We start from the raw sequence: 20505 nt of genomic DNA on the forward strand, positions 1-20505 counted from the left end.
GGTCTCAGGTGCGATAGACGGCTCCGCCGTCCACCTCGTCCTTGGACAGGCGCCGCAGGAGGTACAGGCCCTCCAGCGCGAACTCCAGCGCCGCGGCCGCGTGCCCGGGGGACTCGTCGCCCTCGCCCATGCCCACGGCCGACATGATCTTCGCCAGGCCGTTGACGGGACCGATGCGCTGGAGCAGGTCGGTCGCGGTGGTCAGCTCGCCGGACTCGATCTGCGCGCCCTCGCTGAACTTGTCCAGCAGCGCCGACAGGTCCATGCCGCCGAGCGTGCCGCGGAAGGTCTCGGCGGTCGCGCGGCGCAGCAGGTGGGCGAGCACCTCGACCTCGCGGCCCTCCTCGCTCACCTCGAACTCGACCTTGCCGCGCAGCGTGGGCACGACCCCGGGAAGGTCGCACACCCGGGTCACCGGCCGCTCCTCGCCGGTGATCGCGGCGCGCCGCACCGCCGAGGCGGCGGCGGTCTCGGCCGCGGCGATGGCGAAACGGGCCGAGACGCCCGAGCGCGAGTCCACCGCGGTCGACTCGCGGACCAGGCGGGTGAACCGGGCGAGGATCTCGACGACGTGGTCGGGCAGCTCCGCGCTCAGCCCCGTGCCGTCCGCGCCGTTCGCGTCCTGGATCTTCCAGTTGAGCTCCGCCTCCTGGCGGATGAGCGCGAGCTCGTCCTCCAGCGACAGCGGGTAGTGGGTGCGGATCTCGGCGCCGAAGCGGTCCTTCAGCGGCGTGATGATGCGGCCGCGGTTGGTGTAGTCCTCGGGGTTGGCGCTGGCGATCAGCAGCAGGTCCAGGGGAAGGCGCAGGTTGTAGCCGCGGACCTGGACGTCCCGCTCCTCCAGCACGTTGAGCAGGGAGACCTGGATGCGCTCGGCGAGGTCGGGCAGCTCGTTGACCGAGAACACGCCGCGGTTGGTGCGCGGCACGAGGCCGTAGTGCACGGTCTCGGGGTCCCCGAGCGTGCGGCCTTCCGCGATCTTGATGGGGTCGACGTCGCCGATCAGGTCGCCGACCGAGGTGTCGGGCGTGGCCAGCTTCTCGCCGTAACGGTCCTCGCGGTGCTTCCAGGCGATCGGGAGGTCGTCGCCCAGTTCACCCGCGAGCCGGCGGCAGCGCACGCAGGCGGGGGCGTACGGATGGTCGTTGATCTCGCATCCCTCGACGACCGGGGTCCACGTGTCGAGCAGGCCGGTGATCGTGCGGATCAGGCGCGTCTTGCCCTGGCCGCGCTCGCCGAGCAGCACCAGGTCGTGTCCCGCCAGCAGCGCCCGCTCCAGGTGGGGCAGCACGGTCTCGTCGAATCCGACGATGCCCGGGAATCTCGGCTCGCCCGCGCGTAGTCTGGCGAGCAGGTTCTCGCGGATCTCCGCCTTGACCGTGCGATAGGTGTGTCCACTCTCGCGCAGCTCACGGAGAGTGCGGGCCTGTGGGGTTTCACTTCGCGGTGTGGGCGATTCATGCACGGGAACGAGACTACGTCGCGGGGGAAGCTTGTGGCAGCTTATACACATTTCGGATCTTGACCATTGTGTGACGCTACGCGCGCGTTGTTACTCCCGTAGTGGGGAGAATCCGGCCAAGAGGGTCAAACTCGTAGCGACACACTACGACTCGCACAGAAGGGGAGGCGAGGCGTGTGGCAGTGCTGACGAGCCGGTTCGCGGACGGTCTCGCCGTGGACTCCGACCTGGTGGTGGCGGCGGAACGCGCCGTGCGCCAGGCGCTCTCCGGCCTGTCGGGTCCCCCCGACCTGGTGTGCTTCTTCATCTGCGGGGAGGACCCCGAGGAGGTCACCCGCGCGGGCCTGCGCGCCATGCGCATGGCGCCCGGAGCCGAGGTCATCGGCTGCAGCGCGACCGGCGTCATCGGCGACAGCCAGGGCGTCGAGCACACGTCCGCCGTCAGCGCCTGGGCCGCCAGCCTGGACGGCGGCCGCGCGACCACCTTCGTGCTGGAGACGCTCCGCATGGAGGACCGGTTCGTGATCATCGGCCTCCCCGACCGCGACCCCGACGACCAGGTGGCCGTCCTGCTCGCCGACCCGTACAGCTTCCCCACCGACGCCTTCGTCGAGCACTCCTCCGACGTGCTCGGCGACCTTCCGCTGGTCGGCGGCCTGGCCAACGGCATGCGCGGCCAGGGGTCCGTCCGCCTGTTCGCCCGCGGCGAGATGTACAGCGAAGGGGCGATCGGCGTCATGCTGAGCGGCCCCGTCAACGTGAGCACCGTGGTCAGCCAGGGCTGCCGCCCCATCGGCCCCACCATGGTCGTCACGCGCTCCGAGGACAACCTGCTGCTGGAGCTCGCGGGCCAGCCCGCGCTCGCCCGGCTGGAGGACATCGTCAGCGGCCTCGACGAGGACGACCGCGAGCTGGTGGCCTCCGGCCTGCAGATCGGCATCGCGATGGACGAGTACGCCGAGAGCCACGAGCGGGGCGACTTCCTCATCCGCGGCATCCTCGGCATCGACCCCGAGCGCGAGGCCGTGGCCGTCGGGGACGTCCTCGACGTCGGCCAGAGCGTCCGCTTCCAGGTCCGCGACGCCGCCGCGGCCGACGAGGACCTGTACGAGCTGCTCGACGCGCACGCCGAGGAGCGCGGGCGCATCGACGGCGCGCTGCTGTTCTCGTGCAACGGCAGAGGCTCGGCGATGTTCGGCAGCCCCGACCACGACGCGCTCGCCCTGCACGACACGCTCGGGCCGATCGGCATGGCCGGGTTCTTCGCCGCCGGCGAGGTCGGCCCGGTCGCCGGCCACAACCACGTGCACGGCTTCTCGGCCTCGATCCTGGTGTTCTCCAGCGCCTCCGGCCGCCCCGCCGGCGGCGAACGCGCCGCGCGCAGGGTCTGACCTGACGCGCGTGGCCGGCAGGGGCCGGTGTCCCGCGCGGTCGCCGGTCGGGCACGCGCTGGGCGGCGGGCCCGGTGACCGCGACCACGGCGGCGTGTGATCCTGGTACATCCCGGCCCAGGGGCGGTCGTGGTGGACGAAGGCGGTGGGCGGCGTGGCGTCGCGTGAATCCGGTGCGGTGCTGGCGATCGACATCGGCGGCACCAAGTTCGCCGCGGGCCTGGTCGGCGCGGACGGCGAGATCATCGTGGCCCGCCGCGTCGCGACCCCGCCGGGCGGCGACGCCGAGACGCTGTGGACGGCCCTGACCGGGCTGGTGGACACGGTCGTGCGCGAGGCGGACGAGCCGGTGACCGGTGTGGGCGTCGGCTGCGGCGGGCCGATGACCTGGCCGGACGGCGAGGTGTCCCCCCTCAACATGCCCGGGTGGCGCGGCTTCCCGCTGCGCGAACGGCTCGCCGGGCGCTTTCCGGGGGTGCCGGTGCGCGTCCACAACGACGCGGTGTGCGTGGCGGTCGCGGAACACTGGCGCGGGGCCGGGCGGGGCAGCGCCGACATGCTCGGCATGGTGGTCTCCACCGGCGTCGGCGGCGGCCTGGTCCTGGGCGGCCGCCTGATCGACGGCGGCACGGGCAACGCCGGCCACATCGGCCATGTCGTGGTGGACCCGGAGGGCCCCGCCTGCGAGTGCGGCGGCCGCGGCTGCCTGGAGGCCATCGCCCGCGGCCCCGGCCTCGCCGCCTGGGCCCTCGCCCAGGGCTGGCTCCCCGGCCACACCCAGCCCCACGGCCCGGCCGCCGCTGTCCCGGGCGGCGCCGGTGTCCAACGGCCGGAAGCGCCTGGCGAGGACCTTCTGCGGTCCGGGGTGCCAGGTGAGGACGTTCTGCGCTCCGGAATGCCTGGTGAGGACGTTCTGCGGTCCGGGGCGCTGGATGAGGACGTTCTGCGGTCCGGGGTGCCGGGGGAGGACGTCGAGGGGGCCGGGGTGGTCTCCTCGCGCCCAGAGGGCGACCGGGGATCCGAGGTGCTGTACGTGGAGGCCGAGCGGGCGAGCGGGCGCAGGCTGGCCGAGGACGCGGCGGCGGGGGACCCGGTCGCACGGGCCGCCTTCGCCCGCGCCGGCCGGGCGCTGGGCATCGCCATCGCCTCGGCGACTCACCTGTGCGACCTGGACGTGGTCACCATCGGCGGCGGCCTCTCCCAGGCGGGCCCGCTGCTCTTCGACCCTCTGGAGCGCGCCCTGCGCGAGCACGCGCGCCTGGCCTTCGCCGCCCGCGTCCGCGTCGTCCCCGCCGCCCTCGGCCAGGACGCCGGCCTGATCGGCGCCGCCGCCCTGATCCTGGCCGAAGACCACTACTGGACCGCCCCGAACCTGGGCTGACCTCCGCCGACGCCCCGGCGTTCTCGGATCGCCGGCGGCCGGCCAGGTTCTCGTGCACGGCGGGGGGCGAGCCGTCCGGGCCGGAGAGAGACGGCATCCTCCCGGCGGTTCAGGTTCCCGGGGTCGTTCGGTACCGCTTCGGTACAGGACGGCGAGCCGTTCGGTGCAGCGGGGCAGGTCATTCGGTATGGACCGACAAGCTGTCCCTTTGGGGCTGGGAAGAGTTCACCGGAGCTTTAGCGATCTTTGCCTTGGTTTGACCCTTTTCCGCGGCGATCCTGACGGGTGTCGGTCACTCTCGGGCTGACAACCCACGGATCCCCGCATGGAGGCCTCGTGCACACCCCGCGAAACGCCCGCCCGTACTGGCCCGTACGGCTCCTCGTCGTGCTCGCCGCGCTCATCTCCATGGTCGCCCTGGTCGGTGTCACGCCCGCCGGCGCGTCCGTGTACGGCTCCTGCACCATCGCCCGGTGCGACGACGCCCGTTACGCCCGTTCCGTCTGGGCGGGCAAGGGCTTCCCCACCTCGGCCGGCTGGTACTCCTGGCCGGACGGCAAGTACAACTACACCGGCGGGCAGTTCTACAACCGGGAGGGCCAGCTTCCCAGCGGAGCCACCTACAACGAGTACGACGTGTACTCTCGGGCGCGCGGCGCCTCCCGTGACGCGTACCGCATCGTCGTCAACCGCAGCACCGGCGCCACCTGGTTCTCGCCGAACCACTACACCGACTTCTACCGCCTCTAGGGGACGGCTCCCCGCGACGGAAGCCCGCGGGGACGTCGCCGCCTCAGGACCCCGAAGGAATCGCGTATGCCCTCGCGCCCGCTGCCGCACTGGCTGACGGTCTCCACCGACCCCGTCCCCGTGGTCGCCGACGGGCGCGCCTGCGAGACCCGCGCCGCCTTCTTCACGGAGGTGGCGCGGGTCCTCCGCCTTCCCGGCCATTTCGGCCACAACTGGGACGCCCTCACCGACTGCCTGCGCGACGCCACCGCCGCGGGCAAGGTCACCCTCGTCGTCGAGCACGCCGAGAGCCTCCTCGCCGCCGAGCCGCCCGAGCAGTTCGCCGTCTTCCTGGACGTCATGGCCACCGCCGCCCCCGACGGCCTGAGCCTCACCCTCTGCACCGTCCCACCCCACGAGCCCGCCCTTCTCGACCGCATCGCCACCGCCCGCTCCTGATCCCACGCCCCTCGCCGTCCAGGACGGCCCGGCGGCGTTCGTAACGGTTCGCGGCCCTTCGTCCAAGCAGGGATGTACAGACGGACGACGAAGGGAGCGAGGCCGGTGCGCCTGAAACGACCGGGGCCGGCGGGGTTACCCGGTGATCCGGAGGCGTTCGAAGCCTTCTACCGGCGCCACCTCGACGAGGTGACCCGATTCCTGGCCCGCCGCGTCGACGACCCCCACATGGTCGCGGACCTCGTCGCGGAGGTCTTCATGGCCGTGATCGATTCGGCGCACACCTACCGTCCCGCCCTCGGCAGCGAGACCGCCTGGTTGTACGGCGTGGCGCGCAACATCCTGCTGGCCGAGCGGCGCCGTGCCGCGCGGGAACTGCGCGCCGGAAGCCGTATCGCCGGCCGCAGGCTGCTCGACGCCGACGACGTCGCGCGCCTGGAGGAGCGGATCGACGCCGAGAGCTCCGCGCGCGAGGCGCTCCTGGCCATGCGCGAGCTGCCGGACGGCGAGCGCGCGGTGCTGGAGCTCGTCGTGGCCGACCAGCTCACCCTCCCCGAGGCCGCCGCCGCGCTCGGCATCCGGCAGGGCACCGCCCGCGTACGGCTCCACCGGGCCAGGCGCTCGCTGCGGCGGGTCCCCGGCGTCGTGCCGCCCCTCTTGATGGAAGGACAGCCATGAACGGCACATTCGACGAAAAGCTGCTCGGCGAGCTCAAGGCGTACATGGCGGAGCGCCAGGCCGCGGGACGCGCTCCCCGCAGGACGGGCCGCAGGCTGGTGATGGCCGTGGGCGCCGTCGGAGTCGCCGCCGCGGCGGCGGTGACCATCCCCATGGTCACCGGCTCGGCGACGCCCGCCTACGCCGTGACCAAGAACCCCGACGGCTCGGTGACGCTGACCATCCGCGAGTTCCGCGACCCGGACGCCGTGGAGAGAAGCCTGGCGGCCGTGGGCGTGCCCGCCGACATCGCGTACATGCCGCTCGGCAAGTGGTGTGACCGCAACCGTTACCGGCCCCTGCCGGAGGACGTGGCGGCCATCCCGACCGAGGAGGAGGCGAAGAGCGACGACCCACAGATCGGGCCACGACTCCGCAAGAGGATGGAGAACTCCCCATCGAAGAAGGCGATGCGGCTGAAGTACGGCATCACGATCTATCCGCGGTACATCCGGCCAGGCCAGACACTGGTGATCGACATCGCCGAGAACGACAGGCGGGCCGCCGATGAGCCGGGCGTCATCATGAAACTCAGAGGCGGCCTCACCGAGGGGCCCGTCCAGCCGTGTCGGCTGGTCGACGACGTTGACGCCTTCGAGGTCGGCGACGCCACACCCCCTCCCGGCGAGTGACACCGCCCGTCTCCTGTCTGTGACTGAGCCCGTCTTCCGCTCCTGACGCGGATTCCCGCCGCCTCGTGACGACGTCCTAGACGAGAGCCGTAACGCCGTCCTTTCCGCGTGCTTGGACACCCCATTGGCGGACATGATTCTCGATGGTGGGCCGGTAGCGTGCGCGTACCGGGATGAGTGGGAGACTGCGGGCATGGCACGCCCTGAGGTGACCTACGACGACGTGGTCGCCGCCCGCGAACTGCTGGACGGTGTGATCGTCCCGACGCCGCTGCTGCATTCCCGGGTCCTCTCGGAGATGGTCGGCGGGCCGGTGTACCTCAAGTGCGAGAACCTGCAACGGGCGGGCTCGTTCAAGGTGCGCGGGGCCTATGTCCGCATCGCCCGGCTGTCCGAGGAGGAGCGGGCGCGGGGCGTGGTGGCCGCGAGCGCGGGCAACCACGCCCAGGGGGTCGCGCTGGCGTCGGGGCTGCTCGGCTGCAAGGCGACGGTGTTCATGCCGCACGGCGCGCCGCTGCCGAAGGTCGAGGCCACGCGCTCCTACGGCGCGGATGTGATCTTCGCGGGCACCGTCGTGGACGAGGCGCTGGCCGCCGCGCGCGAGTACGCCGAAGAGACCGGGGCCGTCTTCATCCACCCCTTCGACCATCCCGACATCGTCGCGGGTCAGGGCACGGTCGGCCTGGAGATCGTCGAACAGCTTCCCGAGGTCGGGACGATCACCGCGGCCGTGGGCGGCGGCGGGCTCGCGGCGGGGGTCGCGCTCGCGGTCAAGTCGATGCGCCCCGGCGTCAAGATCGTCGGGGTGCAGGCCGAGCGCGCCGCCGCCTACCCGGCCTCGCTCGCCGCCGGGCACCCCGTCGCGGTGGACCCCGCGTCCACGATGGCGGACGGCATCGCGGTCGGCCGCCCCGGCGACATCACCTTCGAAATGATCCACTACCTGGTCGACAGCGTGGTCACGGTCTCGGAGGAGACGCTGTCCCGGGCGCTGCTGCTCTGCCTGGAGCGCACGAAGCTCGTGGTCGAGCCCGCGGGCGTGGCCGGGGTGGCGGCGCTGCTGGAGCTGCCCCGGGCCTTCGAGCCTCCCGTGGTCGCCATCCTCTCCGGCGGCAACATCGACCCGCTCCTGCTGTCGCGGGTGCTGCGCCACGGCCTTTCGGTCGCCGGCCGTTACCTGGCCTTCAGGATCCGCCTCCCCGACCACCCCGGCGCCCTGGCCACCCTGCTCGCCCGCCTCGCCGACCTGGGGGCCAACGTCCTGGACGTCGGCCACGAACGCGTCAACCCCCGCCTCCACCTCGACGAGGCCGAAGTCCTCCTCCACCTGGAAACCCGCGGCCCCATCCACTGCGACGAGGTCCTCACCGGCCTCCGCCGCTTCGGCTACAAACTCATCTTCACCTGAACAAAGCCGCTCCGGAGTCGATATACAGGGCGATATGGAGTGAATGCCGGTCAGGTGGCCCTTACTGATATTCCATTGCCGTCCTGGCGTATCGCTCGACCGCATGGCCGTCAGGTCGCGATGAAGTTACCCTGTGAGAGCAGCCTGACCTACCGGCATGAGAAGCCAGAGGCCACGTGAGTATTGATCAGCGCATTACCGGCCTTTCCGGTCGACTGAGTGGCCTGGACGACAGGTGGCGCGCTGCGTTTCACGCTGTGCCGCGTCACCTGTTCATTCCCGAAAGGGCCTGGTATCACTCACCTGACGGCCCTGACCATCTCATCGACAGGAGTGTCGATCCTGACGCGTGGATGGACGCCGTCTATTCCGACGCGCCGATCGTCACGCAACTCGACGACGGTGCGACCGATATAGCGGAAGGCAAAGGTGCCTTCACCTCGTCATCGTCCATGCCCAGTGCCGTCGCGGCGACCTTGCGACCGCTCGACCCGTACGACGGCGACGAGGTACTGGAGATCGGCACGGGCACGGGCTGGACGGCGGGACTGCTGGCGCATCGTCTCGGGGACGAGCACGTGACGAGCATCGAAATCGACCCGGCCGTGCACGCCGTGGCCGCCGAGAACCTGCGAAGGTCCGGGCACTCGCCCAGGCTGGTGCTGGGGGACGGAGCCGTCGGGTACGCCGACGGTGCGCCCTACGACCGGGTACACGTGACCTGTGGTGTTTCCGAAGTGCCCTACCCGTGGATTGAGCAGGCTCGTCCCGGCGGGGCGATCGTGCTGCCTTGGACGCCTCGCCGGCAAGGCGGATACCTGACCGTGCTCACCGTGGTCGGAGACGGTACGGCGGTGGGCAGGTTCCACGGGGGCGTCGGCTTCATGCCGCTACGGTCGCAGAGGTGGGCCCGTCCCCAGCTTGAAGGCGACCATCGCAGATCATCGACCTCCCTCGATCCGCGCCGGGTGGTGAGGTCCTCGACCGGAGCCGACATCGCCGTGGCGGGCCTGCTGCCGGATGTGTACGTCACGCACGCGGACCAGGAGGACGGCGGATTCCACCTCTCCTTATGGTCGGACCGGTCTGACGCCCAGGTTCACTACGCGCCCGACCACAAGCGCGTCGCAGTCCTCCAGAGAGGACCTCGCGATCTCTGGGACGAGGTCGAGGCCGCCTATCTGCGGTGGGTCTCCTGGGGCACCCCCTCCAAGGAACGCTTCGGAATGACCGTCACCCCCCAAGGCCAGCACATTTGGCTGGACAGCCCCCAAAACCCGCTCGGATAGGCACACGGAGAGCCCGAGAATCGGGGCGGCTCCGCCCGGTAATGGTCCCTCGCTCTGCTCGGGGCTGTTTTCTGGGGCCTCCGGCCCGATGGGCCTCGCCTTCGGGCTCGGACTGTGTTTCCCAGGGGCCTGGCGGTCCTTCACAGCCTCGCGTCCTTCGGAGAGAACACGCGGCAGACCGGGCGAACGCCGGGATACCAAGAGCGACCCGCGGAACTCGCATTGATCACCGACAAGCAGTGGCTGGGGTGAGTTTCCCCCACCCGTGCCGCACCGTCGTGGTCGCCCACCGTGAGCCCACCCATCAACGCTCGGCCCGCCGCCCAGGTGGTGCACCCCGTCATCTGAACCCGTCGGTTTTCAGGCCCCTGATGAAGTGCTGCCACGCCTCGCCGGACGAACGCAGGAACGCTGCGCCAGGCTTCTTCGAGTCCCGAATGATCTTCGGCAACTAGTGGCTGGGGTGAGTTGCCCCACCCGTGCCGCTCCGTCGTGGTCGTTCGCCGTGAGCCCACCCATCAACGCTCGGCCCGCCGCCCAGGTGGTGCACCCCGTCATCTGAACCCGTCGGTTTTCAGGCCCCTGATGAAGTGCTGCCACGCCTCGCCGGACGAACGCAGGAACGCTGCGCCAGGCTTCTTCGAGTCGCGAATGGCTCTGCCCCTGTCGGGGAGGATGGCGACTTCCACGCAGTTGTCGTTTGAGGTGCTGCGAATACTCTTACGCCAGGTGAGTGGGGCGCTGCGATCCACGTTACAGGCCTCTATTCGTGCTGGAGTTTTCCATGAAGTTCCAACAGGTGCCGCACCGATTCATCGGGAGACATCGCCGACGCCTGCGCCTGGCTGTAGGTGAGGGTGAAGCGCCGGATCTCCTCGGGAGTCTCCAGCCAGAGACTGTCGGTGAGCGTTGACAGGTGGACAAGGCTCGGGTCGTCGGGGGACGGAAAGTCCAGAATAACGAATGGTCCGTCCAAGGCCGGATGTGCGCCCACGGAGTTCGGGAGAACCTGGACAGTGATGTGCGGCTGACCGGCCATCTCCACCAGGTGTTTCATCTGGTCTCGCATGACAGCCGGGCCGCCGATGTTTTTCAGGAGAGCCGCTTCGTCGATCACCGCGACAAGTGTGGGCGGGTTCCGGCGGCTGAGGATCTCCTGGCGCGCGAGCCTGGCTTCGACGTGCCGCTCGAACAGGGACTCGTTGAGCACCTGTCCGCCACGGAACACGGCGACCATGTAGGCGGCGGTCTGCAGCAGACCCGGTACGACTACGGCCTCGTAGGTTCGGATCATTGAGGCGCCCGCCTCGAAGTCGGGCAGCGAACTCCGGAAGACGTCTTGGTAGTCGGCCCACCAGCCGCGCTGCCGCGATTCTCTCGCCAGCGTTATCAGGGCTTCCCGTCGGCGCTCGTCCGTTACTCCGTAGAGGTCGAGCAACCCTCGGATGTCGTGCGGGGCCGGGCGCTTCCACTCGTCACGCTCCATCCTCGTGATCTTGGACGGATCCCAGTCCAATCTCTTGGCTGCTTCTGCCGCGGTCAGTCCTGCTTCGAGGCGCAGTTGGCGGAGGGCGGCGGATAGGCGTCGTCGCTTGACGGTCGGGCTGCTTGTCATCGCTCTCCCTGTATCGACACGTATTAACAGATCCGCGCCAAACGACTCAAAGTGCGTAAGTCAACTTACGTCTTGCAACTTGAGTCCTGGGCCATCACTATAGTCACACGGATCGTCGCCCACAGTAACGACAAAGGGGTGGCAAGAGACGGGGCTCGCCACGGCGGTGCAGGCCGGGCGAGCCCCTTGAATCGGACAACGGAGGTCCGAATCCATGCGCGACTCTAGTAGCGCCCGAGGGATCATCCGAACGTGCCGGCGCGCCGACCGGCGCCCTTGGCCGCACGGCCGGAGACCACACCGGCAGACGGCAGCCGTATGAGCAGGCCTGGCCACGGGACACGAACGGAAGGGCGTCATCGCCGGGGAAAGGCTGCGGAGAGGGTCGTCCCGCGACGATGGGACGCTGCCGAGCGGGCCGCTGCTCGGCGGTTCGACCAGATGGAGCCCGCGTGGTGCGTCATGTACGGCGTGGGCAGTAGACGGTTCTACGCCATCGCCACGTGGCACGTGCTGCGACCGCTCATCGTTCAGGCGCGTGCCGTCGAGGAACTGCGCACGCTGATGCGGGAGGCCGAGCGGGCCGCGGCTTCCCCGCCGGTGGTGCCGTCCTTCGTACCTTCTCAGACGTCTGTCACGGCGCGGCGTACCCCGCCATCCCTTCCAGGAGCACCTATGCCCGCTACGCCGGACGGCTTGCGTACCGTCTGCTGGGATCTTCCCGACGATCTTTCAGTGATCGGCGAGGCTCGCCGACTCGTGGGGCGCACCCTGGCGGCCTGGCGACTCGGGCACCTCACGGACGACGTGATCCTCGTCGTCGACGAGATCTTGGCGAATGCCGTGACCCACGGCGAGCCGCCGATCAGGCTCTCTCTCTGGGGCACCTCGGCGGAGCTGTGCGTCCGTGTCACCGATCACGGTTCTGATCTGCCCCGTCACCTTGATCTCGGGGTCGATGCCGTGCACGGCCGTGGGCTGATCATCGTCGCCGCCGTGGCCGACGAGCATGGTGTCACCCCGCTGGCGGATGGTCCCGGCAAGAGCGTCTGGGCTCGATGGCGGCAGATCACACGAACCGTGGGCGAGTCCCACGCGGCCCCGGCCACGCGTACGGTCGAGGCGCCGTCTGCGGACAATGTCTGACGCGCTGTTGTTCTCACTGAACAGGGCGAGGAGAACGGGTCAGGGGCCTGACCCGCACGATGGTCAGGCCCCCGGGTGGTCCGCTCGCACGATCCCCGCCCGGTGAGGCACCTCGATCCGGTACGGCGTCCGCGACACCCTAGGACACGGCTCAGCCGCCGTTGCTCAGGCAGAACCAGCCGTTCTGGACCCAGCCGTCGGCGTTCACGTAGCCGTAGGCGTGGCCGCGGACCCATTCCGGGCCGAGGAGGTCGTGGCCGGAGTCGTAGATGGTGAACGACTGGGCGGGGCCGGACTGCGGGCCGTACAAGGTTCCGATCACCCGGCCGCCGGGAGCGTCCCGGACGGTGAGGGTCTCGGCGCACACGGTCCAGCGCTTGCCCTGGTCGTCGCCGTTGGCGTACAGCAGGGGGCCGCCCGCGTGGGCCGCGACGGCGGTGCCCGCCAGGACGGCGGCGGTGACGGCGATGCCGAGGCCGGCACGCGCGACGGTCTTGCGCACAGCCATTCGCACGGACATGGAGAGAACCTTTCTCGTGGACTTCGCCCGGGGTGGGCGGTTCGGACGGAAGAATCTTGTTGCCCGATGCGTCTGGTGGGCCAGCGGTGGCGGGACAATGCCCAAGAATGCGAATCGCAGGCTTCTCACCAGCGATGATGCGAGGGGAGATGCCAAGCGATGCGTGACCGGCGGGGCGAGGCGGAGCGGCGGCCGGCGATGGCGGAGCTCGCCGCGATCATCGCGGATCTGCTCGACCAGGTCGGCGGGGAGCCCGCGGAGCAGGCGGCCAGGCTCGGCGTCGACGTCGCCACGGTGTACCGGTGGCGCAAGGGGGCGAGGCGTCCGCAGCGGCAGCCGTTCGAGACGCTGCTCCGGGTGGCGGAGGTCCCACCCCGGCAGAGGGAGCTGTACCTCAGGAAGTGGGAGCTGGCCGGGCAGAGCGCTCGTGCTTCCGCTGCCGCGAAGCGCTCCTCTGGATCCTCGGGTGAGGACGGCCCGGCGACGTCACCCTCAGCCCGGTCGGTCGTGTCGGCCTCTGGGGAACGTCCTCAGCCGGTGACCGTGACGTTGCCGGTCGCCCCGGCCGCTCCGGGGACGGCCGCGCCCGAGCCATCGCCGGCGTCCGCGTCCGAGGCGACGCCGATGCCTGCGACCGAGGCGCGCTCGGTGCTCGTGGCGGAGTCGTCCGCTGCGCCCCGGGTCGCCAGGCGTTTCAGGAAGGTTCTTCCGATCGCTGTCGCCGTCGTCGTGGTGCTGGCGGCCGGGGTCGTGTGGCTGGTGGTTCCGGACGCGGTGGACAGGGCCGGTCTGAGGGATCAGGTGCGGGAGCGATTAGGGGAGAGCGCCGACATTCAGCCCACCCTGCGCTACGAGGACCCGGGGTTCGAGCTGCTCCTGCCGTCGGGGGCGCGGTTCACCGCCGAGCAGGAGAGCGTCTTGCGGCGCTGGACGCAGGAGGATCTCGGCCGGGATCGGATCGGCCTCGGGCCGCTGGTCGACGGGCTGCGCGCGGGCGGCGCGGCGACCCCGGTGGCGCTCAACCTGGTGCTGACCCTGAAGAGCCGGCGGGACCAGGTCATCCACGTGGACGACGTGCGGCCGGTGGACGTCCGGCGCGCGGCCCCGTACGCGGGCACGTTCCTGTTCGTCCCCCCGCAGGGGCCCGGGGAGACGGTCAAGATGATGTTCGACTTCGACGACGTGGACCCGCGGGCCCGGCTGGCGCGGCCGGTCGACGCCGACACCGCGTACGAGCCCGGCGGGCCGTTCTTCGCGGAGAAGACGTTGACGATCGACGGCGGCGCCGAGGAGGTGCTGTCGCTCAAGTCGGTCACCACGCGGGACGCCGTCACCTTCCGGGTGCGGATCGACTACCGCGTCGGGGACGGCCCTGTGGAGCATCTCGTGATCGACGACAGGGGCCGTCCCTTCGCGCTCTCTCCGGTGAGCTGCCTGGACCGCACGCGTGGTGACGTGATGGGTCACGCCAGGTACGAGCGGGTCTGGGCGATGAAGGGGTTCCGGAGCATCGAGCCGGTGAAGGACCCGCGGCGCTTCGAGGTGGGGCCCCCGTACTGCTGACCGGCCTGGGAAACGTCACCCCCCGGCCTCACCGCAGCGTCGGGCGTTCGGGCTTGTAGAGCCAGGCGTTGAAGAGGTCGTGGAGGTTCTGGCCGGACTTCGACTCGGCGAGCTTGATGAAGTCGTCGGTGGTGACGGTGCCGTATTTGTGCTGGGACGTCCAGGTGCGGATGAGGTCGAAGAAGGTCTTGTCGCCGATGCGGTCGCGGAGGACCTGGAGGGTCATGGCGCCGCGGGTGTAGACCGAGGTGTTGAAGAGGTCGTCCCGTTGGGCGATGCCGGGCGGGTAACGCCACATCGGGGCGTTCCTGGCGGCGTAGTAGTCCTCGAAGGTCTTGGCGGCGGCGGGGCCGCCGTTCTGCTCGGTCCAGAGCCACTCGGCGTAGGTGGCGAAGCCCTCGTTGAGCCAGAGGTCCTTCCAGCGGGCGATGCTGAGGCTGTCGCCGAACCACTGGTGGGCCAGCTCGTGGGCGATGATGCTCTGGTCGGGGTCGAAGCCGCCGTACATGGGCTTGGTCTGGTTCTCCAGGGCGTAGCCGGAGGAGAAGTCGTCGATGACGCCGCCGGTGGAGGAGAACGGGTACGGCCCGAAGACCGTGGACCAGTGGTCGGTGACCCTGGCCGAGGTGGTGTAGAGGAAGTCGAGCTGCCTGCGGAAGGCGGGGTCGGTCGCGGCGTACACCGGGATGCCCCCAGCGGTCCTGCCGGTCTTGACGTCGAACCTGCCGAGGGTGATCGTCGCGAGGTAGGTGGCCATGGGGTGGGACTCGCGCCACGAGAAGGTGGTGGTGGGCCCGCCGTTGACCGGGGCGGCGCGCAGCTCGCCGTTGGCGATGACCGTGAGCCCCGTGGGGACGGTGACGTCGAAGTCGAACGTCGCCTTGTCGGCCGGGTGGTCGTTGCACGGGAACCAGGTCTTGGCGCCGTTCGGCTCGCTGGTGACGAACGCGCCGTCCCGGGTGGGGATGAACCCGTACGTCCCGAGGTTGGAGGAGTTGCGCACCGGGTCGGGCCTGCCGCCGTAGTCCACCGCGACCTGGAACGCCGCACCGTTCTTGATCGCCGTGGCGGGGCTGACGGACAGCTCGTCGCCGTCGCGGGCGAAGGCGGCCTGCCTGCCGTCGACGGTCACGCGGCGCACGGTGAAGCCGTGCAGGTCGAGGTTGAACCGCGTGAGGTCCTGGACGGCCTTGGCCGTGACGTTCGCCACGCCGGAGAGGTTCTTGGTGGGCGGGTCGTAGGCCAGCTTGAGCCCGTAGTGGGCGACGTCGTAGCCGCCGTTGCCGTCCTTGGGGAAGTCGGGGTCGCCGATGCCCGCCGCGCCGATCGTGTCGCCGGCGCCGGTGGCGGCCCGCGTGCCGCTCGCGGCAGGGGCCGCCGAGGGCATCGTGGCGCCGTCGGAAGGGGCACAGGCGCCCGCTCCGATCACGGCGGCGGACAGCACGGCCGTGGTGAGCCTCATGGGCCGCTTGAGCTGCATGTCCCGCAGCCTACGCGAGAAAGCGCAGGTCATCAGGCATCTACGACGATGGTAGAGGCTGCTTTGTCATGCAAAGCATGCTTCTTTCCATCGAAGAGAATCCACAAAAGGTCCAGTAGACCGAGGCAACACACCGCGCTGAAGATGCCGTACACCGCCTCGCGGACGGCGGCCTGTCCGGGGGTGACCGGCTCCTGTGTCGGGTCCTGGACGACCCGCAGGCGCATGAGCCTCTTGCCGAGGGTCTGCCCGCGCCAGAACGCGGTCAGCAGCCAGAAGTAGAGGAACCAGATCAGCGCGATCAGCAGCCCGTTCCTGGTGTGCACGGCGGCCAGGGCGCCGCGGGGGGTGCGTTCGATCGCGGTGGTGGAGAACGGCGAGGTCAGCAGGCCGACGATGACCAGATCGAGCACCCCGGCCACCAGGCGCCGCCCCCGGCCGCCGAGCGGCGCCGCCCTGCGGCCGTACGGCGGGTCGTCCCTGCCGTAACCGTACGGCGGGGTGTGGCCGCCGTACGGTGGATCATCCGATTCCCCGTACGGCGGCCCGGTCCCGGCTGCCTCCATGAGGCGGTGATCACCAGTGGGCGCTCACCGCAAAGCCGGGGCCGTGCAAAGTTCGATCACAGGTTGCCGCGGCGCTCCTGCTCGCGCTCGATGGCCTCGAACAGCGCCTTGAAGTTGCCCTTGCCGAAGCCCAGGGAGCCGTGCCGCTCGATGAGCTCGAAGAACACGGTCGGACGGTCCTGGACGGGCTTGGTGAAGATCTGCAGCAGGTAGCCGTCCTCGTCGCGGTCCACCAGGATGCGGTGCTTCTGCAGCTCCTCCACGGGGGCGCGGACCTCGCCGATGCGGGCGCGCAGCTCGGGGTCCTCGTAGTAGGAGTCGGGCGTGTCGAGGAACTGGACGCCCGCGGCGCGCATCCGCTCGACCGTGCCGATGATGTCGTTGGTGGCGAGCGCGATGTGCTGGACGCCGGGGCCGTAGTAGAAGTCCAGGTACTCGTCGATCTGGGACTTCTTCCGGCTGATCGCCGGCTCGTTGAGCGGGAACTTGACCTTGCGGGTGCCGTTGGCGACGACCTTGGACATCAGCGCCGAGTACTCGGTCGCGATGTCGTCGCCGACGAACTCGGCCATGTTGGTGAAGCCCATGACCCGCTTGTAGAACTCCACCCACTCGTCCATCTTGCCGAGCTCGACGTTGCCCACGCAGTGGTCGATGGCCTGGAAGAACCGCTTCTCCGGCGGGGCCACGATCGGCTCGGCCGCGACGTAGCCGGGCAGGTAGGGGCCGCTGTAGTTGGACCGGTCGACCAGGGTGTGCCGGGTCTCGCCGTAGGTCGCGATGGCCGCCACCACGACCTTGCCGTGCTCGTCCTCGATCGTGTGCGGCTCGACGAGGCCGCGCGCCCCGGCCGCCACCGTGTGCGCGTAGGCCGCCTCGACGTCGGGGACGTCCAGGGCGAGGTCGATGACGCCGTCGCTGTGCCGCGCCACGTGGTCGGCGAGCTCGGTTCCCGGCCGCAGGGAACCCTTCAGGACGAAGCGGGCGCTGCCCGAGGTGAGCACGTACGCCGCCTCGTCGCGGCTTCCCGTCTCCGGCCCCTTGTAGGCCACCAGACGCATGCCGAACGCCGTGGAGTAGTAGTGGGCGGCCTGCTTGGCGTTGCCCACCGCGAAGACGACCGAATCCATGCCATGTACGGGAAAGACATCGCTCATGTGGCCAACTTTCAGATGTGATGGCCTTTATGTGCAAGTGTTACTAATTTTGGTAGACAAGTTGCCTAGTCATGCATGGTCCGGATCGGTAATCCTGTACAGCATGACGATCGACCCTCTGGACGTGCGCCTGATCTCCCTGTTCGCCGCGGAACCACGCGTCGGCATCCTGGAGGCGTCGCGCCGGCTCGGCGTCGCCAGGGGCACCGTCCAGGCGCGGCTCGACCGCATGGTCGAGAACGGCGTGATCAAGGGGTTCGGGCCGGACGTGGACCCGGCCGCGCTCGGCTACCACGTGACCGCCTTCGTCACCCTGCAGATCCGGCAGATCGCCGGGCACGACCCCGTGACCGGCCCGCTCGCCCGGATCCCCGAGGTGCTGGAGGTCCACACGATCACCGGCGGCGACGACCTGCTGTGCCGGGTGGTCGCGCGCAGCAACGCCGACCTGCAGCGCGTCATCGACCTGATCGTGGACGTCGACGGGGTGATGCGCACCTCCTCGGTGATCGCGCTCGACACGCCGGTGCCCTACCGCGTGCTGCCCCTGGTCGCCGACACGCCCCGGCACCACGTGCCGTAGCCGTCTTTCTGGCGAAACCCTGACGTCGGGCAGGCGCGCCGCGTACCCGCGACGGGTAGGCGCGCGTGTGTCCGTATGCGCCGGGCTGGGAGCCGGTGAACCTGTTCATACGCGGATCGGCCGGTCACTCGACGCGCGCGAAACCCGCCTCTATGGTTTATCGTGGACGATCCGCCCAGGTGACGGGGGTTCCCGGGCGGTAGATCGGGGGTACGCCGTGCGGGACGCAGAGAAGAAGCGCCGGCCGAGGCGCCGTCTTCTCCACCGATTCCTCGTCGCCGGTGGCATCGTGATCTTCGGGATCGCCGGAATCCTCGCGATCGCGTGGTTCCTGACGCCGATCCCGGACACGACCCAGAAGCTCGCGACCGCGCAGGGGTCGGTCTACTACTACCGGGACGGCAAGACCGTCCTCACGCGGCAGGGCGTCAACCGGAAGAGCGTCCCGCTCGACAAGGTGCCGTCGGTGGTGCGCGACGCGGTCATCGCCATAGAAAACCGGACTTTTTACCAGGACCGCGGCGTGTCCCTCCAGGGCACGGCCCGCGCGATGTGGTCCACCTTCACCGGCAACCAGGTGCAGGGCGGCTCGACCATCACCCAGCAGCTCGTGCGCAACTACTACAGCGGCCTGAGCCAGGAGCGCTCCGCCGTGCGCAAGCTCAAAGAGATCATGATCTCGCTGAAGGTGGACCAGTCGAAGTCCAAGTCCTGGGTGCTGGAGTCGTACCTCAACACCATCTACTTCGGCCGGGGCGCCTACGGCGTCCAGGCCGCGGCCCAGGCGTACTTCGGCAAGGACGTCGACAAGCTCACCGCCTCCCAGGGCGCCTACCTCGCCGCGGTGATCCAGCAGCCGTCCCGGTTCGCCTATCCCAAGGGCGCCGACCTGGAGGCCGCGAAGGCGCGCTGGCGCACGGTGGTCGACGCCATGGTGACGACCAGGGCGATCACGCCCGAGCAGGCCGCCGGCATGACGTTCCCGGAGTTCGCCAAGCAGAAGCGCCCGTCCTCGGTCACCGGCCAGAAGGCGTACATCCTCGCCCAGGTCGAGGCGGAGCTGAACCGGCGCGGCTACTCCGACGAGGACATCCAGCAGGGCGGGCTCAAGATCACGACCACCTTCGACAAGAAGCTCATGGCCGCCGCCCGGCGCGCCGTCACCGACACCCTGCCCGAGGACACCTCCGGCAAGGTGCGCACCGGCCTGGCCGCCGTGGACCCGGCCACCGGCGAGGTCGTCGCCTTCTACGGCGGCAAGGACCCCGACAACCAGTACGACAACGCCTTCTCGGCGAAGGTGCAGGCCGGGTCCACCTTCAAGCCGTACACCCTCGCCGCCGCGCTGGACGACGGCCTCGGGCTCGACACCCGGGTGGAGGGCAACTCGCCGATCCGCGTCGCCTCCGCCAAGGACCCGATCCCGAACTCCGGCGGCGCCTCCTACGGCGCGGCCATCGACCTGGTCGAGGCCACCCGCAACTCGGTGAACACCGCCTTCGTGGACCTCGCCCAGAAGGTGGGCCTGGAGAAGGTCGCCGAGGCGGCCGAGGCCGCGGGCATCCCCGCCACCCAGCTCGCCAAGCAGAAGGACTTCCCGACCTTCCCGCTCGGCACCTCCTCGGTCAGCGCCGTCCAGCAGGCGTCCGGGTTCGCCACGTTCGCGGCGGACGGCCTGCACCGCGAGGCGCACGTGGTCCGCGCGATCGTGGACGCCAAGGGGCAGACCCGCAAGTTCACCGCCAAACCCGTGCGCGCCTACGCCGAGCAGACGGCGGCCGACGCGACGTACGCCATGCGGCAGGTGGTCGAGGGCGGCACGGGCACCGCCGCCCGGCTGTACGACCGTCCCGCCGCCGGGAAGACCGGGACGAGCGATTCGTCGAGCTCCGTCTGGTTCGTCGGCTACACGCCGCAGCTTTCCGCGGCGGTGAACATGTTCCGCGACGACAACAAGACCGTCAGCGTGCCGGGGTACGGCGCGCTGTTCGGCGGCTCGCTGCCGACGCAGGTGTGGCGGGCGTTCATGTCCGAGGCCATGTCCGGCAAGCCGGTCAAGGAGTTCCCCGCCTCGTCCTACGAGGAGGGGAACGACTGGTACGGCGGCTGGCGCGACAACGGCTGGGGCAGGCCCGACCAGCCCCAGGACGACCGCTGGGGCGACGACCGCGAGCCGCGGGACCGCGACCCGCGGACCACACCGCCCACCACCGGCCCCGACGGGCGTCCGAGGGATCAGGGCCCGACCTCCCCGCCGGAGGACCAGACCCCGCCGCCCCAGACGCCCGGCCCCGACGACCCGGACGGCCAGATCACGCCGCCGGCCGACGACCAGCAGCTGCTCCAGACCCCGCTCCCACCCGCCTGAGCGCGGCCCCGCCCGGCCGAGCGCGGCCGGGGCCTGGAT

At 70.2% G+C, this 20505-nt stretch carries 19 protein-coding genes; 12 read left to right on the forward strand and 7 right to left on the reverse strand.

The window, feature by feature from the left end; translation table 11 throughout:
- Positions 1 to 4: 4 nt before the first annotated feature.
- The gene (locus tag BJ981_RS15160; protein ID WP_239139504.1) at positions 5 to 1465 is read right to left on the reverse strand and encodes a sigma 54-interacting transcriptional regulator; all 1461 of its coding nucleotides are present in this window, start codon (positions 1463 to 1465) and stop codon (positions 5 to 7) included.
- A gap of 173 nt (positions 1466 to 1638) precedes the next feature.
- Here BJ981_RS15160 and BJ981_RS15165 point away from each other — a divergent pair, with 173 nt between their 5' ends.
- From BJ981_RS15165 to BJ981_RS15200, 8 genes are all read left to right on the forward strand, one after another.
- The gene (locus tag BJ981_RS15165; protein WP_239139503.1) at positions 1639 to 2853 is read left to right on the forward strand and encodes an FIST signal transduction protein; all 1215 of its coding nucleotides are present in this window, start codon (positions 1639 to 1641) and stop codon (positions 2851 to 2853) included.
- 154 nt (positions 2854 to 3007) lie between these two features.
- A complete protein-coding gene (locus tag BJ981_RS15170) occupies positions 3008 to 4234 on the forward strand; it encodes an ROK family protein (RefSeq protein ID WP_184611898.1) in 1227 nt (408 codons plus the stop codon).
- Positions 4235 to 4570: 336 nt separating this feature from the next.
- Positions 4571 to 4984 carry a ribonuclease domain-containing protein gene (locus tag BJ981_RS15175; protein WP_204070492.1) on the forward strand — a complete coding sequence of 138 codons (414 nt, stop codon included), beginning with the start codon at positions 4571 to 4573 and terminating at the stop codon, positions 4982 to 4984.
- Between the two features lie 66 nt (positions 4985 to 5050).
- Entirely contained in the window at positions 5051 to 5422 is a 372-nt protein-coding gene (locus BJ981_RS15180; RefSeq protein WP_184611900.1) for a barstar family protein, read from the forward strand.
- A gap of 105 nt (positions 5423 to 5527) precedes the next feature.
- Complete coding sequence (locus tag BJ981_RS15185; protein WP_239139502.1) at positions 5528 to 6100, forward strand: RNA polymerase sigma factor; 573 nt, start codon at positions 5528 to 5530, stop codon at positions 6098 to 6100.
- A complete protein-coding gene (locus BJ981_RS15190; RefSeq protein WP_184611904.1) occupies positions 6097 to 6771 on the forward strand; it encodes a hypothetical protein in 675 nt (224 codons plus the stop codon). The genes BJ981_RS15185 and BJ981_RS15190 overlap by 4 nt, the downstream gene beginning before the upstream one ends.
- 193 nt (positions 6772 to 6964) lie before the next feature.
- Positions 6965 to 8179, forward strand: a complete 1215-nt coding sequence (ilvA, locus tag BJ981_RS15195) for a threonine ammonia-lyase (protein WP_184611906.1) — start codon at positions 6965 to 6967, stop codon at positions 8177 to 8179.
- A gap of 176 nt (positions 8180 to 8355) precedes the next feature.
- Entirely contained in the window at positions 8356 to 9468 is a 1113-nt protein-coding gene (locus BJ981_RS15200) for a methyltransferase domain-containing protein (protein ID WP_239139501.1), read from the forward strand.
- 554 nt (positions 9469 to 10022) lie between these two features.
- Here the strand turns inward: BJ981_RS15200 and BJ981_RS15210 are convergent.
- Both BJ981_RS15210 and BJ981_RS15215 read right to left on the reverse strand, forming a co-directional pair.
- Positions 10023 to 10220 carry a DUF397 domain-containing protein gene (locus tag BJ981_RS15210; protein WP_184611911.1) on the reverse strand — a complete coding sequence of 66 codons (198 nt, stop codon included), beginning with the start codon at positions 10218 to 10220 and terminating at the stop codon, positions 10023 to 10025.
- An 11-nt stretch (positions 10221 to 10231) separates the two neighbouring features.
- The gene (locus BJ981_RS15215) at positions 10232 to 11083 is read right to left on the reverse strand and encodes a helix-turn-helix domain-containing protein (RefSeq protein WP_184611913.1); all 852 of its coding nucleotides are present in this window, start codon (positions 11081 to 11083) and stop codon (positions 10232 to 10234) included.
- A 462-nt stretch (positions 11084 to 11545) separates the two neighbouring features.
- Between BJ981_RS15215 and BJ981_RS15220 the strand changes: the two genes are divergently transcribed.
- A complete protein-coding gene (locus BJ981_RS15220) occupies positions 11546 to 12229 on the forward strand; it encodes an ATP-binding protein (RefSeq protein WP_204070491.1) in 684 nt (227 codons plus the stop codon).
- A 151-nt stretch (positions 12230 to 12380) separates the two neighbouring features.
- On the opposite strand, the gene BJ981_RS15225 is transcribed toward BJ981_RS15220, so the two are convergent.
- Positions 12381 to 12749, reverse strand: coding sequence for a hypothetical protein (locus BJ981_RS15225; protein ID WP_184611914.1), 369 nt, complete (start codon positions 12747 to 12749; stop codon positions 12381 to 12383).
- 159 nt (positions 12750 to 12908) lie between these two features.
- Here BJ981_RS15225 and BJ981_RS15230 point away from each other — a divergent pair, with 159 nt between their 5' ends.
- Positions 12909 to 14312 carry a helix-turn-helix domain-containing protein gene (locus BJ981_RS15230; RefSeq protein WP_184611916.1) on the forward strand — a complete coding sequence of 468 codons (1404 nt, stop codon included), beginning with the start codon at positions 12909 to 12911 and terminating at the stop codon, positions 14310 to 14312.
- A 28-nt stretch (positions 14313 to 14340) separates the two neighbouring features.
- Here the strand turns inward: BJ981_RS15230 and BJ981_RS15235 are convergent, their stop codons facing one another.
- From BJ981_RS15235 to hppD, 3 genes are read right to left on the reverse strand one after another with little or no spacing between them, the layout of a single operon-like run.
- Positions 14341 to 15792 carry a M1 family metallopeptidase gene (locus BJ981_RS15235; protein WP_239139499.1) on the reverse strand — a complete coding sequence of 484 codons (1452 nt, stop codon included), beginning with the start codon at positions 15790 to 15792 and terminating at the stop codon, positions 14341 to 14343.
- A gap of 32 nt (positions 15793 to 15824) precedes the next feature.
- Positions 15825 to 16358 (reverse strand): RDD family protein, encoded by a 534-nt coding sequence (locus BJ981_RS15240; RefSeq protein WP_184611918.1) that lies wholly within the window; start codon positions 16356 to 16358, stop codon positions 15825 to 15827.
- Between the two features lie 56 nt (positions 16359 to 16414).
- Complete coding sequence (gene hppD / locus BJ981_RS15245; RefSeq protein WP_239139498.1) at positions 16415 to 17488, reverse strand: 4-hydroxyphenylpyruvate dioxygenase; 1074 nt, start codon at positions 17486 to 17488, stop codon at positions 16415 to 16417.
- 130 nt (positions 17489 to 17618) lie between these two features.
- Here hppD and BJ981_RS15250 point away from each other — a divergent pair, with 130 nt between their 5' ends.
- Both BJ981_RS15250 and BJ981_RS15255 read left to right on the forward strand, forming a co-directional pair.
- A complete protein-coding gene (locus BJ981_RS15250) occupies positions 17619 to 18098 on the forward strand; it encodes an Lrp/AsnC family transcriptional regulator (RefSeq protein WP_184611921.1) in 480 nt (159 codons plus the stop codon).
- Positions 18099 to 18387: 289 nt separating this feature from the next.
- Positions 18388 to 20466 carry a transglycosylase domain-containing protein gene (locus BJ981_RS15255; protein ID WP_239139497.1) on the forward strand — a complete coding sequence of 693 codons (2079 nt, stop codon included), beginning with the start codon at positions 18388 to 18390 and terminating at the stop codon, positions 20464 to 20466.
- The last annotated feature ends 39 nt before the right edge of the window (positions 20467 to 20505 follow it).

It is taken from the genome of Sphaerisporangium krabiense (assembly GCF_014200435.1).
In the GTDB taxonomy this organism is placed as follows: Bacteria; Actinomycetota; Actinomycetes; order Streptosporangiales; family Streptosporangiaceae; genus Sphaerisporangium; species Sphaerisporangium krabiense.